The sequence below is a fragment of the Thalassotalea fonticola genome (genome assembly GCF_032911225.1).
GTDB classification, from domain to species: Bacteria; Pseudomonadota; Gammaproteobacteria; order Enterobacterales; family Alteromonadaceae; genus Thalassotalea_A; species Thalassotalea_A fonticola.
On record NZ_CP136600.1, the window covers coordinates 3,899,205 to 3,912,694 of the forward strand.

Sequence of the window (13,490 nt, forward strand, 5' to 3'; positions counted from 1 at the left end):
TATATATCCTGAGTTTTAATACACATGAGAGCATTGTTTTACTTTTTACTATCTTGGCCAGTACGCTTATTGGTACGTTGCAATATTATCCCTGATAATGTTGAGGCGCTTGAACTTGGCGACAATAAAGATGTTTTCTACATTGTAAGATATCAATCAGCGAGTGATTTAATTGCACTGCAAATGGCCTGTAAAAAACTTAATTTACCCGATCCGCTTGCAACTGTTAGCGTAAACGGGCAATCAATGAACCGCTGTATCTGTCTCGAAAAACCTCGCTCTGTGATCCCTTGGATAACAAGAAGTCAAACTAAAGCGCTCTCTCAAGGTTTAGCTTTATTAAAAGATCATGAAACAAACCTCACGAAAAATGCAAAATTAATTCCAGTAAATTTGCTTTGGGGCAGGGCGCCTGCAAAACAAAAAGCCAATATGGGAGACGTGCTAGCTGATGAAGCGTCGCCAAGTATGTTCCGAAAATTTTGGATGGTGATTTTTTTAGGTAGAGATACTTTAGCTCGCTTTAGTTCTGCCGTATCTTTTCGAGAAATGGTTGAAACTCAAGGTAGTGATAAAATAGCAGCACGTAAATTAATACGTATGGCACGTATCCATTTTCATCGCCAAACAGTTGCCGCTACAGGGCCACGTTTGATGGATCGCCAGCAAATGTTCACCGCATTATTTGCCAACCCGGCAATTAAACGATTGATCAAAGACGAAGCAAAATCAAAAAACATCAGCGAAGCAGAAGTGAAGAAAAAAGCACTTGGAATGATGAAAGAAATTTCTGCTGATTACCGTCAAACTGTAATTCGTTTAGGTGAGCGAATTTTAGGTTGGTTATGGAACCGATTATACGATGGCATAAAAGTTCAAAATGCAGATCGTTTACGTACACTATCACAAGAAGGTCATGAGATAATTTATGTACCTTGTCATCGCTCACACATGGATTACTTATTACTTACTTATGTGATTTATCATGAGGGCTTGGTCACGCCAAGAATTGCTGCTGGAATTAATTTAAATTTTTGGCCTGCCGGTCCAATATTCAGAAAAGCGGGAGCATTCTTTATTCGCCGTAGCTTTAGAGGCAATCGTTTATATTCAACTATTTTTCGTGAATATTTAGGTTTGTTATTTAGTCGTGGCTATTCGGTAAAATATTACACTGAAGGTGGTCGTAGCCGTACTGGTCGTTTATTACAGCCAAAAACAGGTATGTTGGCAATGACGGTACAAAGCATGCTTAAAGGTATTGATCGACCGTTAACTTTAGTTCCTGTTTATATTGGCTATGAACATGTAATGGAAGTAGCGAGTTACCATAAAGAATTAAAAGGCAGCTCAAAACAAAAAGAGTCTATATTTGGCATAGTTAAGGCTATTCGCAAATTACGAAATTACGGAAAAGGTTTTGTCACCTTTGGTGAGCCAATTAATATCAATGAATTTTTAAATAAAGAAGTACCACAGTGGCGCGATAGTATCGACCCTATCGACCCGCAAAAACCTAAATGGTTAACCCCTGCAGTTAACGTCATGGCCAATCAGGTCATGACTGAAATAAACAAAGCAGTTGCGCTTAACTCTGTTACCTTAACGGCACTTATTTTGCTAACCGCAGAGAATAAAGCATTAACTCGCATAGAGTTAGAAGAACAGTTAGATTTTTTCCTTGAATTACAACGCGCTGCGCCATTTAGTAGTGAAATGTATATTCCTGAAGAATCAGGAAAAGAGCTGGTTGATTCGGTCATTCGATTGAATAAAGTCGACGTTACTGATGACAAACTCGGGCAGATTATCTCATTATCGGAGCAGGCCTGTTTAGAAATGAGCTACTACCGTAACAACATTGTTCACGCCTATATGCTGCCATCGGTTGTGTGTCGTTTATTACGAACCTACGAAAAACTCACCACTGAAGAAATTGATAATAAGGTAGAGCAGCTAGCCCAGTTGATCAAAGCTGAGCTTTATTTATGGCAAAGCCATGACAACATTGTTGAGCAAACAGAAAGCATTTTGGCAGCATTGCAAACGCAAGGGTTAATTAAATTAAGTAAAGCCGGTTACTGGTCTATTAAAGAGGACTGTGAGCAAGCCTATATGCTTAATTTGATGTCTTCTTGTATTAGTGAAACAGTACAACGTTACACTATAGTGCTTAATATTATTAAACAAGCGGCGCCAATCAGTCGCTCATCGCTTGAATCTGATGCAACTACATTAGCTAAGCGCATGTCTAAATTACATAATATTAATGCCCCTGAGTTTATTGATCGTAAAGCGCAGGCAGCAGTGGTGAATGCATTACGTGAATATGGTTATATTGAATCAGATGATATAGGTTGTTTTATTGCAACCGAGCGTTTAACTGAATTAAACGAAACCTTAGTGCACTTAATTGAACCTGATGTACTGCAAAGCATCTTACATTCATAAATAACTAGTTAAACAGGGCGAAAGCCCTGTTGTTTGCTTCAGGGATGAAGGAATGTCAAACTGCCATGGAAGGCTTTAAGTTTGTAATTCAGGCATAAGTTCTATAATCATTATCAACCAGTGAATTTACATGCAAAACATTTTATTCGTCATGCTTAGTCTCTGCTCCCCCATCATTTGTGCCAAGCCTTTGGAATTACCTAATCTCCCCGAGCCCGTTACTAATAATGCTATTGCACAGGTAACAACATCACAGGGTGAATACTTTATTAGTTTTATGGGTTTAGGTAAAAATAAGACCTATAAAGATGTGCACAATAAAGTTTGGGCGTTGAAGTTAGGTGACAAACAATGGCAAGCTAAATCACCTGTTCCTGCTACTCTGCCTTTACCTGGTCGACTCGCCTCAATCGCAGTTGGGGTTGGTCAATATGCTTATGTCTTTGGTGGCTATACAGTCGCTAGCGATCATCAGGAAATTTCCAGCCCTGATGTATACCGTTATGATGTAATAACAGATAGTTATAAAGCCTTAGCTACAATGCCTGTACCGGTTGACGATAGTGTCGCCCTAGTTTATCAACAGCGTTATATATACTTAGTCAGTGGTTGGCATAACGCCGGAAATGTGAACTTAGTGCAAGTGTATGACATTAAAAATAATAGTTGGCAACAAGCATCGCCATTTCTTGGAAAGCCGGTATTTGGACATGCTGGCGCAATTGCTGATAATAATATGCTAATTTGCGACGGCGTAATTGTACAACCGCAATTATTACAGCGCAGAACTTATCAAGATATTGCCCAATGCTTAAAAGGTATAATCGATGCTAACAACCCATTAAACATTGCTTGGCAATTAGTTGAACACCCAACCGGTAAAGGCAGATACAGAATGGCATCTGCTGGTGTAGATGGACAAATGGTTTTCATTGGTGGTTCTACTAATCCATATAATTTTAATGGTATGGGTTATAACGGCATTGCTGCTCCGGCAACGTCTGAAATTTGGCTCTATAATATTGAAACCAATCAGTGGCGAACTCAACTTGGCCATCATGCTAAATCAATGGATCATCGAGGTTTACTGAACTATAAAAATCAGCTCATTATTATTGGTGGGATGGATGATAAACAGCAGGTACTTCAACACGTTAATTCAATTTCATTAGAAAATACACAATCCAACAACTAAATCACAAAGAGTTACGTCAGTTAATGCTTTGTTGATCTAGATCAGAACCCGCAAATCCATGCTCTTCTATTATCTACCCATAAGTTTGAACAAGCTCGAAACAGGAGAGTAGCATGAACAATTTATCATTTTTATTATCAGATCCTATTGTATTATTTTCTGCAGGTGGCTTAGTAACTGTTTTGGCTATTTGTACATTTTATGTAGTTTTCTTTTTAAAGAAAATTAACAACAACGAATAGGAATTTATTGAAAATACCAGTTTAAATAAACTGGTGATGGAAACCCTCTTCACACCCTTTTGCAATGCTAATATTCTCTCTGTGTAATTGATAGCATTGCTTTTTTTTGTCCTTTTTTCGTTAAACCGTCCATAAACTTGCATTTGTAGCTCACAAGGTTAAGCTGTTGATATAACAAGTTGAACAGTCAACTTAGTCTCAACTAACAAAAATAATAATGCCATTGTTACGGCTGGGAATTTTCCATGGATAAAGTCAAAACCTTAATAGTTTTCATTGCTATGTTTTTATTTAGTAGCATGGCTAATGCTGCCTTGGTAAGTCAAACCATTAATAGCGAAAAGTCGTTTAGTTTAAAAGACAAGAAGATGGAAGCAGTAAGCGGCGAATTTATCTTTCTTATTGATCCTAAAAATCCTAGTAATAAACAGATTGTTGATATTGATAAGGCGCCGACCAATAGCGACGGCTTAGTCGAAGCTAAAGCGAACTTCTTTATAATTCAAAACAAAGACCCCAAGCAACGCAGAGGTGCTTTAGTTGAGGTGAGCAACAGAGGCTCAAAAGCATCACTTCGTTACTTTAATCATGCACGAAACTCCGATTCTCCAAATAAAGCATCTCTTTTAGGGGATGGTCTTATTCAAGATCTTGGATTGTCATTGGTTTGGGTTGGTTGGCAAGGTGATTTAACCGTTAACGCTAACAATATGCATGCCTCACTACCCAGAATTCATGGACTTGATGGCTGGGTGCGCAGTGACTGGACTGTGGATACGGCCAAGTCTTTGTTAACCCTTGCGCACAAAAAAGGGGTAGAAACAATTTATCCAGTGGATTTTGCCAAACAGCAAGATGCTTGGCTTACCAAACGTATGGGACGCGATAATTTGCGTGCTGTCGTGCCCCACTCTATGTGGCAATTTAGTTCTGACGGTAAACACATTGCCGGAGATTTTTCTCCTGGTATTTATGAGTTGGTTTACCCTAGTCGTGCGCCTATGGTTACAGGCATAGGTTTAGCCATTTTACGAGATACTTCTGCCTACATTAAACAAGTTGATAGTGCTTTTTCAGTGCCGAAAACCATAGCGTTTGGCGTGTCTCAAACCGGGCGTTTTTTACGTCACTTTTTGCATCAAGGTTTTAATGAAACTGAAATGGGGACTATGGCGTTTGATGGTATGTTAATTCATACTGCTGGCGCAGGGCGAGGAAGTTTTAATCATAGGTTTGCTCAACCATCACGTGATGCACATCGCATGTCGGCATTTTTATACCCGACGGATGTTTTTCCATTCACCAGTGCTCGCGTACGTTCTAATATCACCAATAAAAAGCTTGGTTTATTGAAACGCCACCATGAGGACTTTTACCCTAAAATTTTTTATACCAACACCGGTTATGAATACTGGGGCCGAGCTGCAGGTTTAATACATACCCACAATGTATTTGATATGGCGCCATTAAAAAACGAGCGAATTTATCATTTTGCTTCGGCTCAGCACTTTGTAGAAAATCCAAATGATTTGACCTTACTTAATGAAAAAACAGGCTTGTTCCGTGGCAATCCTTTAGACTTTAAATTACATTTACGAGCGTTGTTATCACATTTAACTAACTGGGTAGTTAGTGATGAAGAACCACCGAAAAGCGCTTATCCACGTTTTGCTGATCAAACACTTACCACCTTCTCTCACTATCAATTGCCAGAATGGTTGAATATGGAAAAGCCATTTAAACCTCATACTGCCTACGAAGTCGATTATGGTAAAACTTGGGAGCAAGGGATAATTACCAATCAACCACCAGTGATCTTGGCTGAAATTATGCCGCCAGTACCGAAAGTGGATAACAATGGTCATGAATTAGGCGGCATAAATCATCCGCTGATTAAGGCACCCATTGCAACTTTTTTACCTTGGGTACTTAGGTACAATAAGTTCTCAAATAACGAAATTGAAGATTTTCGTGGCGCGGTTAAAAAGTGGACTAAAAAACGCATTTACTCGCGGTATTCGGATAAAAAATCATATTTAAACCACCTCAATAAAATGACTTTAAAAAGCTTGGCTGAAGGTTGGATTTTAGCTCGCGACGTGTCTAGAGTTAAGCAGCAAGGAAGTTGGTTATGGGACTGGAGTATGGATCAGCCTGATCCTATTTATGCTTCGGTAGGCGAAAATTCATTAGAAGAATAATGCTGCGCTATCCAAGTGATTTGAAATGAACAATATTTTTGCCAAAATCCCTACTGATTTAAGTTTAGAAGTTTGTGACATAATCGCTCAGAACGATATTATAAAAATTGAGCGGATAATTTCCAAAGGTCAATGCTCACCAAAAACAGGCTGGTATGAACAACAGCATCATGAGTGGGTGATAGTTTTACAAGGTGAAGCCATATTAACTTTTTCAGATGATAAAAAAGTAAAACTTAGTGTAGGCGATTACCTAAATATAGAGCCTTTACAAAAACACAAAGTGAGTTGGACAGATCCAGACACAGAAACAATTTGGCTAGCGATTCATTATTGATAAAGCTCAATAATTCAACAAATACAACGGTAGTCGTTACGGCGCGAAAATGATGACTGCCGGAACAGGTCTGGATTACTCCAGAAAAAGCATTAATAGTTACAGTTTTCGTTTTCAGCAATCACTTGACTTGCTATCTGTCCTAAAAATGATTGGGTTGCTTCATCCGCCGGCAATTCTTGTATAAATGGCAATAAATCAGCTGATTGTCCAGTGATCATTTCATAAAAAACCAAAGCGGTTAATAGTGAGCCGATACTTGTTGCATGGTTACCATCACTTGAATGCAATTCTAATTGAGGTTTTAACTGTAACGCTCTATCCCAGACAAGGCCTACGGGAGCAACACAGCTTGCTTCTTCTTCAGCAATTGCAACATGGATATTATGAACATATTGCCCTTCTACAAGATCTCCTTTTTGAGGGTGTTCTGGGAATAGCATTGGTGTTGCAGATTGATGTTTAACTCTTTGAATCCAAAGTTTAGTCGCCGAAGTAGGATAAGTATGTTCACGGCTTTGAGAGTATTTTTGCCCTTGTAAAATAACATGGCTCCAACTGTTGCCCTGCAGTTGCTCAATTAAATCTTCACTGTGCAGAGCTACATCCAAAAAAGTGCCATGACCGACCTCAACTGTTACGACTTTTTCTGCCAAGCCCTTTTCAATTAGCGTCGAAACTAGGCTCTTTAGTGGTTGAACATGGCTATTACCTATGAATAGAACTTTATAATGATTTACTTCGGAATTATCCGTTATAGGTAAATCCTTAACATACTGTTCAGATACATTAGATTGCTTGTTCGCTTTGACATCACTCTCAACATCATTATTGTCTGAACCACAAGCAGTCAGAAGTGCGATAAACATAACTAACAGCCAATAATCTTTCATTAATTTCTCCCTTTTCAATTGAATGTGCAGTTCTAAACAGTCGGTGATGACCAATCTTTGTGCAAATATAAATCTGAATGTTCTATTTAAAATCTATTTTTTCAATAGCATGATCCAGGTATTGGCATAATCAGGCAGGTGTTTATTTGCTTGATGGTAATCAGCCCAACCGTAATAGCTATCGACTAAAAAATCTAATTGAAAACGGTTATTATCAAAAGCGCCGCCAGTATCGGCTAAAATCCCCATTTGGCTCACTGAACGACCATTTAATGGGTAATTGACCATGATTAACTTACCTAAGCCTAAATCAGCCATATTGCCGGCAAAAGTTACCTGTGGTTTAACCGCTATTTTACTTTCTAAGGTTTGACCATAGCCCATAACCGATGGCACTTCGGCAAAATACCAATAACGTGCTTGCTCACTTTTTCCAATGCTGTAATCGTAGCTAATGCCATTATTACGGTGAACGTTGAAGTATCTGGTTTTCCCTTCTACCTCTAAAACGCCAGTGCCTTGTAATAACACATCATGTAAGCCAGCTTCACTGATCCACACTAATGGCTTTGCCAGATTAAACTCAGCTATTTTACCTTGAATGATATCTTGGCGAGTATATTTAAACCTTGTCAGCGAATCTTTTTTCAGTTCGGCCTGAGCCGCAGTTAGACCTTGCTCATCAAACGGTAATTGGTAAAGTGCTTGATCAAACTCAGTGGTTTTAACTGGGCTGGCTTTTAATAACTTGGTGTAGTATTTAGTGATAAATAACTGATCATCAGGAATGCTGGTTAATAAGCGATTTTTTGCCGCATTGGTACTTTTTTTACTAATATTAACTGCAGTTGTGATATCTGGGTACCAACGATAAAAGTCAAAGTGCTGTGTTAAAAACTCAGCGTTTTGTAAGCGGCTTTGTTGTTTGGTTCGAACATCTGATAGGTAAGTGGTGCAGATGAAATTTAGAGTGCTCTGCACTCTATCTAATGATATATCGGCAGTTATTAGCTTGCCGGCATGAACCGCTAGCGGATCAGTGTTGCTACCTGTTTTATGATTATTAATGTAAGTGTTGGTGTTATTAGCCACAGCACATAAATCACTGGTTTTAAATAACTGCATGTTGCCAATATTTGGGTTTGGCTCTAACACAAAACGGGCATTGTCAGTAAAAGCATTAAAGCTGATGCTGGCTAAAAATAGGGTAGTAATAAGTTTCATTGTGCTCTTTATACTGTGCTCTTTAAACAGCGATCTAATATTTATAAGTCTTAGTTAATTAGCCTTGCGCAATAAGCTCTTGATAAACGCGATTAGCTTGTTGGTGCTCACCCATTAGCTCTAATAATTTTGCATAGCATTGTAAATCATCGCTCGCTTGCTCAATTTTTAGTAAAGAAGTAAATGCTTTATGAGCTTTGTCATATTCTTTATTAGCAACACAAAGGTGCGCAAGCGCACTTAACCATAGAATATTTTCAGGCTGTTTTTGCAGGATCTTTTGCACCGCAAAAATAATATGTTCGCTATTTTGTATGGGTAATTGTTTAACCGCATTAATGAAACTAAGCGATGCATCTTTTTTAATTAGCGGTAGCACTAAGTTTTCTAAATTGGTGACTAAACCATTGGCTACTAAACAATGGGCATAAGCTAATACGATGCCTTCACTTTGACGCTCTTTTCTTGATAGAGCTTTGTAATACTTGGCCACTGCATCAACACTGCTTTTTGCAATTAACTCAGAAAAATAACCGGTAAAAGCACGAACTTCCCAATCGGTGATTTTTTCTTTATCTAAATTCTTATCCTTACGTGCAATTTGTAAAAGTGCAGTTGCTTGTTCAAATTTATCTTCATGGATATTAATTTCAATATCTAAACCTAACAAACGACCGTCATGACCAATCAATTTATGGTTTTCATTTAACAATGCACGTGCTTTAGAAAATTGTTTATCATCTAAATTTAATCGACCTGCAACCAATAAAGTTTCAAAACTGAAATTCTCCTGAGCTTGAGGGTGCTCTGCAATAAACTGTAAGTAATTCGCTGTTTTCGCCGACTCTCCCAACTTGTTCGCCGAAGATGCTGCAACTAACCAAGCACTGTTTGCCATATCGGTATGCTCGGCGCATTTAGCCATCAATGCTTCAGCTTGTTTATAATCTTCAAGTAAATAGGCGCCTAAACCTTTTTGAAATTCGCGTTTTGCCTTCGCTCTATTACTGAACGCCAATTTGCGCCATGCGCTGGAGCTAAATTTAAAGCCAATACGAGTGCCCCAAAATAAAAATGCAAAAATGAAACTGGCTAAAACCATTAATAGAATTGCACTTACTACGGTTAGCTCATAAGTTAAATCGCCCATGGCGATCAATATGTAACCTTTTTCATCAATTAAAAATGGCGCAATAGCGATAAGTGCTAGTAGTAAAACTAATTTGATGATTGAACGTATCATGCTTCACCTTCCTCTTGTGCAAGGGAAGTTGGCTTTTGTTCTGGCTTTGTATCTGGTGCAATTACTGCTGGATTTTCGGTAACTGGCTTTATAGTTTTTACTGGTTGTGGCTTAACGCCGCCCAGTCTTTTCTGGGGTTTGTTTTCTAATATTGCTCGCAGTGCTTGTTGTGATGCTAATGTCTGCGGGTAATCTACTGTTACCGGCATTGCTTTTATTTCGGCCAAACGGGCATTAAATTGCTGAGTATTAACTTTGGTCATATCAAAATGAAGACTTAACCAACGCTGGATGTCGGTAACCGTTTCAATAAATAAAGCTTTTTTACCTTGGCTAACTGCCCACTGTACTTGTTGAAATTTTAACTCTAAATTATGATATAAGTTTTGTTCAAATTCAGGCTCCATTAATGGTTCAACATTCCCTGAGCGGCGGCGAACAGTAATAAACTCGTCTTTAAATTTCGCCCAGCTTTTCGCTAAGTTAGCTTGCCAGTCATTAACATCTTCGGTTAATGCGGTACTTTCTGTAAGTTCTGTTTCTTCAGGTAATTGCACTGTCGCCAAAGGCAGATTGTTAACCTGTTTACTTAACCCCATTAACGTTAAGATAATATCGTCACGTTGCAGCTTTGGTAGTACTTTAAGTTTTTCGATATCTTCATTTATCAACTCTCTGACTTTCATCATGCGCGGATCTTTTAAATCTTTTATACGGGCATCGGCGTCTTGCATAAGAGTAATGGCCGTGCTGGCATCTTTTTCAAGCCACAACACTCGGCCCGCCATGCGTGTCAGGTATTCAGCTTCGGTAATTTGCCAGTTGTTTGGCTGACTATCTATTAATTGTTCAATTTGTTGCTCTAACTCGTTAATGCGACTACCGCTACGCTGTTCTACTTCACTGATTAATTGGCTAATTTGTTGTTGTGAACGTTTTTGTAAGGCACTTATTTGTTGCTGTAAATGTAGATCAAGTTCTTTTACGCTTGTTTTAGTTTCATTGGCGAGGCGCTGTTCAAGCTCAGTATTTTGTTGCTGTTGCCACCAATAGTGTGCACCAACACCGCCACCTGCTGTAGCTGCTACTAACAAAGCGAATACTGCGGTTTTAGAAATTCTTTGTTTTATTTGTGAAGATTTTATTTGTGCTTTAGCTGTTGTTTTTTTTGATAGCTTAGAAGCCGTTGATGAGGTTTTACTCATTTCAGGGCTTTGAGCTTGCTGTTTTGCTTTTGCGGCAATTTTAGCTGCATCACTTGCACTTATTTTAACTGATGGCTGATCAGTTTTTTTATCACTAGTTTGCGCTTTGTTATTTTCTTTTTCGGTCATAATCAACTTCCATTGGCCGCTTTAAAGTAGCGTTTAAATAAGTGGTGTCATTGCTTGAAAAATTTGTTGGTGACTTGCACCATTGGCATTAATTACTTGTTCTAAACCATGCGCTTTGGCTTGCTCGGCAATTCGTGCACTAGCAACTATCCAATAGCAGCTATTTGCCCAGTTTATGTCAGCGACTAAATCTAAGGTTTTGTTTAATAATTCACTTGATGTAATAACAATACAGTTAATTTCATCTTTACGCCATTTATCAATGGTTTGCTTAGCAGATAAAGTTAACCATTGGCGTTTATATACTTCATTATAGGCAACTTTAGCGTGTTTAAGTTCAAGCTGCTGTTTTAGAAACTCTCTGCCGCCATTGCCGCGGATAATTAACACCTGCTTGTTGGCAATATTTTGCAACTGGACTAATGCCAATAAACCTTCACTTGTTTCGAGATTAGGTACGACTACATCTTCTATACCATGAGCAATTAATACGTTAGCGCTGGCTTGGCCAACAGCAATGAATGTAGTGGTTTTTATATGGTTAGAAAAATCGGTAGCTTGCAGAGCAAAGTTAGCCGCCGCAGGGCTGATAATTATTATGAAGTCGGGGTTTAAACTGTTGAGCTGTTGTTCTAATGAAGCTTGTTGTTCGCCTGGTTGATAGGCGAACAAAGGAGTGATCTCTATATTGCTGGCAATAGGTGCAAGTACCTTTGCCAGCTGTTGAGATTTTTGTAAGGGCCTGGTTAATAAAACGTTGAGTTTATCTTTGCTCATATACCTGCTTTAAAATAACATCGGCGCCATCTTTCAATAATTTTTCAGCAAGTTCAGTACCCATGGCATCTCCAGTGGTTAATGCGCCGCGTATTTCATTATGTAAAATTTTGCTACCGTCTGTAGCTCCTACTAGACCACGTAAGTATACTTCATTATTTTCTATAATAGCGTAACTGCCAATAGGAACCTGACAACCACCTTCTAAAGCGCGGTTCATTGAACGTTCAGCTAATACTCTAATACGAGTTTCATTGTGCTCAAGTGGTGCAAGTAAAGCTTTAACGCGTTCGTCATCAACGCGACACTCTATACCAACTGCGCCCTGGCCATTTGCTGGTAACATTACTTCAGGTTCAATAAACTCTTGAATACGTTCAGGCATTTCTAAACGAATTAATCCCGCCGCCGCTAAAATAATGGCATCGTATTGACCATCGTCCAATTTTGCTAAACGAGTATTTACATTGCCACGCAAGTCGCGAATATCTAGATCTGGACGTAATGCTTTAATTTGACATTGGCGACGTAAACTTGAAGTACCTACTATTGCGCCTTGCGGTAACTCAGCTAAGCTGGCAATAGTGTTCGAAACGAATGCATCACGTGGATCTTCACGTTCACAAACTATTTCTAGGCCTAAACCTTCAGGAAATTCTACCGGCACATCTTTCATTGAATGCACTGCGATATCTGCGCGGCCTTCAAGCATAGCCACTTCAAGCTCTTTTACAAATAAACCTTTGCCGCCGACTTTTGATAATGGCGAGTCGAGAATAATATCGCCTTTAGTGACCATAGGTACTAATTCAACAGTGAGATCAGAATGGAAATGTTCTAAACGTGCTTTTACAAATTCAGCTTGCCAAAGGGCAAGAGCGCTTTTTCGAGTTGCTATTTTTAACGTTTGTTGAGTCATGTTGTTCTCGGTATTTTTTTACTACTTTTATTCGGCTGCTAAAATCACTTCGGTGTCAGCTTGAACACTTACTGCTGCGGATAAAAACTGCCAAAACTCGTCACCACCGCGTTTATCAATCCATTGTTCATTTTGATAGGCAAAATGGTGACCATTAAATTTTGTCGCTACCCAAACTTCCTGCAAGGGTGCTTGCTTGTTAATGATTATTTTTGTGCTATTTACGAAGGTTAATGTTAATAAACCACTAACACTTTCATAATCAATGTCGACTCCACAATCTTCAATGGCTTCTTCAACCGCTAAAAGTAAGTCGTCGGCAATTAGATTATACTGGCTATCGTTCATTATTAACCCTTATTTTTTATCATTTCTGGCAGAATTGTGAGGTATATCAATATTTCTTGGCAATATTGTGTTCTACAACTTGGTATTTATTGTATCGCATGCGATTATATACGGGTATAAATCTATTAATCAATCGATGCGATCAATAAAATGCTTAATAATAAACTACTTGTTGTTGTATTATCATTTCTTCTTTGTTTAGTTTCCTCATGTGGGCTAAAAGGTCCTTTATATGAGAGCGATTCGTCTGAAGAAAACAAGGCTGAAAAGCCTAAAGAAACAGTAAATAATAACCAATAAATTAGCTATAACCGTATTTAAGCTTC

14 protein-coding genes are annotated in these 13,490 nt (G+C 38.6%); 6 read left to right on the plus strand and 8 right to left on the minus strand.

Going from position 1 to position 13,490, the window contains the following annotated elements:
- The first annotated feature begins 24 nt into the window (after positions 1–24).
- The 3 genes from plsB to RI844_RS15905 all read left to right on the plus strand — a co-directional run bounded on the left by plsB (position 25) and on the right by RI844_RS15905 (position 3,888).
- On the plus strand, positions 25–2,451 hold the full coding sequence (plsB, locus tag RI844_RS15895; protein WP_348395652.1) for a glycerol-3-phosphate 1-O-acyltransferase PlsB: 2,427 nt from the start codon (positions 25–27) through the stop codon (positions 2,449–2,451).
- Between the two features lie 151 nt (positions 2,452–2,602).
- Positions 2,603–3,646 (plus strand): Kelch repeat-containing protein, encoded by a 1,044-nt coding sequence (locus tag RI844_RS15900; RefSeq protein WP_348398369.1) that lies wholly within the window; start codon positions 2,603–2,605, stop codon positions 3,644–3,646.
- 113 nt (positions 3,647–3,759) lie between these two features.
- Positions 3,760–3,888 carry a hypothetical protein gene (locus tag RI844_RS15905; RefSeq protein WP_348395653.1) on the plus strand — a complete coding sequence of 43 codons (129 nt, stop codon included), beginning with the start codon at positions 3,760–3,762 and terminating at the stop codon, positions 3,886–3,888.
- Positions 3,889–4,046: 158 nt separating this feature from the next.
- On the opposite strand, the gene RI844_RS20295 is transcribed toward RI844_RS15905, so the two are convergent.
- The gene (locus RI844_RS20295; RefSeq protein ID WP_405054490.1) at positions 4,047–4,139 is read right to left on the minus strand and encodes a hypothetical protein; all 93 of its coding nucleotides are present in this window, start codon (positions 4,137–4,139) and stop codon (positions 4,047–4,049) included.
- Between RI844_RS20295 and RI844_RS15910 the strand changes: the two genes are divergently transcribed.
- Both RI844_RS15910 and RI844_RS15915 read left to right on the plus strand, forming a co-directional pair.
- Positions 4,134–6,089: an alpha/beta hydrolase domain-containing protein gene (locus tag RI844_RS15910; RefSeq protein WP_348395654.1), complete on the plus strand. Its 1,956-nt coding sequence runs from the start codon at positions 4,134–4,136 to the stop codon at positions 6,087–6,089. The genes RI844_RS20295 and RI844_RS15910 overlap by 6 nt on opposite strands.
- 25 nt (positions 6,090–6,114) lie before the next feature.
- Positions 6,115–6,426, plus strand: a complete 312-nt coding sequence (locus RI844_RS15915) for a cupin domain-containing protein (RefSeq protein ID WP_348395655.1) — start codon at positions 6,115–6,117, stop codon at positions 6,424–6,426.
- 92 nt (positions 6,427–6,518) lie between these two features.
- Here the strand turns inward: RI844_RS15915 and RI844_RS15920 are convergent, their stop codons facing one another.
- The 7 genes from RI844_RS15920 to cyaY form a co-directional block, all read right to left on the minus strand.
- Positions 6,519–7,319 (minus strand): hypothetical protein, encoded by an 801-nt coding sequence (locus tag RI844_RS15920; RefSeq protein ID WP_348395656.1) that lies wholly within the window; start codon positions 7,317–7,319, stop codon positions 6,519–6,521.
- Positions 7,320–7,412: 93 nt separating this feature from the next.
- Positions 7,413–8,543: an MltA domain-containing protein gene (locus tag RI844_RS15925; RefSeq protein ID WP_348395657.1), complete on the minus strand. Its 1,131-nt coding sequence runs from the start codon at positions 8,541–8,543 to the stop codon at positions 7,413–7,415.
- Positions 8,544–8,601: 58 nt separating this feature from the next.
- Positions 8,602–9,786, minus strand: a complete 1,185-nt coding sequence (locus tag RI844_RS15930; protein ID WP_348395658.1) for a heme biosynthesis HemY N-terminal domain-containing protein — start codon at positions 9,784–9,786, stop codon at positions 8,602–8,604.
- Positions 9,783–11,120, minus strand: coding sequence for a uroporphyrinogen-III C-methyltransferase (locus RI844_RS15935; RefSeq protein WP_348395659.1), 1,338 nt, complete (start codon positions 11,118–11,120; stop codon positions 9,783–9,785). The genes RI844_RS15930 and RI844_RS15935 overlap by 4 nt, the downstream gene beginning before the upstream one ends.
- 33 nt (positions 11,121–11,153) lie before the next feature.
- On the minus strand, positions 11,154–11,897 hold the full coding sequence (locus tag RI844_RS15940; RefSeq protein ID WP_348395660.1) for a uroporphyrinogen-III synthase: 744 nt from the start codon (positions 11,895–11,897) through the stop codon (positions 11,154–11,156).
- On the minus strand, positions 11,884–12,816 hold the full coding sequence (gene hemC, locus RI844_RS15945) for a hydroxymethylbilane synthase (RefSeq protein WP_348395661.1): 933 nt from the start codon (positions 12,814–12,816) through the stop codon (positions 11,884–11,886). Before hemC ends, RI844_RS15940 begins: the two co-directional genes overlap by 14 nt.
- Before the next feature lie 27 nt (positions 12,817–12,843).
- A complete protein-coding gene (gene cyaY / locus RI844_RS15950; protein WP_348395662.1) occupies positions 12,844–13,164 on the minus strand; it encodes an iron donor protein CyaY in 321 nt (106 codons plus the stop codon).
- A gap of 150 nt (positions 13,165–13,314) precedes the next feature.
- Here cyaY and lptM point away from each other — a divergent pair, with 150 nt between their 5' ends.
- A complete protein-coding gene (lptM, locus tag RI844_RS20300) occupies positions 13,315–13,464 on the plus strand; it encodes an LPS translocon maturation chaperone LptM (RefSeq protein WP_405054418.1) in 150 nt (49 codons plus the stop codon).
- Positions 13,465–13,490: the final 26 nt, after the last annotated feature.

Excerpts from the sequence above, each read along its gene's own strand:
- plsB (WP_348395652.1), top strand. The coding sequence starts at position 25 with ATGAGAGCATTGTTTTACTTTTTACTATCTTGGCCAGTACGCTTATTG.
- RI844_RS15900 (WP_348398369.1), top strand. The coding sequence starts at position 2,603 with ATGCTTAGTCTCTGCTCCCCCATCATTTGTGCCAAGCCTTTGGAATTA.
- RI844_RS15905 (WP_348395653.1), top strand. The coding sequence starts at position 3,760 with ATGAACAATTTATCATTTTTATTATCAGATCCTATTGTATTATTTTCT.
- RI844_RS15910 (WP_348395654.1), top strand. The coding sequence starts at position 4,134 with ATGGATAAAGTCAAAACCTTAATAGTTTTCATTGCTATGTTTTTATTT.
- RI844_RS15915 (WP_348395655.1), top strand. The coding sequence starts at position 6,115 with ATGAACAATATTTTTGCCAAAATCCCTACTGATTTAAGTTTAGAAGTT.
- RI844_RS15920 (WP_348395656.1), bottom strand. The coding sequence starts at position 7,319 with ATGAAAGATTATTGGCTGTTAGTTATGTTTATCGCACTTCTGACTGCT.
- RI844_RS15925 (WP_348395657.1), bottom strand. The coding sequence starts at position 8,543 with ATGAAACTTATTACTACCCTATTTTTAGCCAGCATCAGCTTTAATGCT.
- RI844_RS15930 (WP_348395658.1), bottom strand. The coding sequence starts at position 9,786 with ATGATACGTTCAATCATCAAATTAGTTTTACTACTAGCACTTATCGCT.
- RI844_RS15935 (WP_348395659.1), bottom strand. The coding sequence starts at position 11,120 with ATGACCGAAAAAGAAAATAACAAAGCGCAAACTAGTGATAAAAAAACT.
- RI844_RS15940 (WP_348395660.1), bottom strand. The coding sequence starts at position 11,897 with ATGAGCAAAGATAAACTCAACGTTTTATTAACCAGGCCCTTACAAAAA.
- hemC (WP_348395661.1), bottom strand. The coding sequence starts at position 12,816 with ATGACTCAACAAACGTTAAAAATAGCAACTCGAAAAAGCGCTCTTGCC.
- cyaY (WP_348395662.1), bottom strand. The coding sequence starts at position 13,164 with ATGAACGATAGCCAGTATAATCTAATTGCCGACGACTTACTTTTAGCG.
- lptM (WP_405054418.1), top strand. The coding sequence starts at position 13,315 with ATGCTTAATAATAAACTACTTGTTGTTGTATTATCATTTCTTCTTTGT.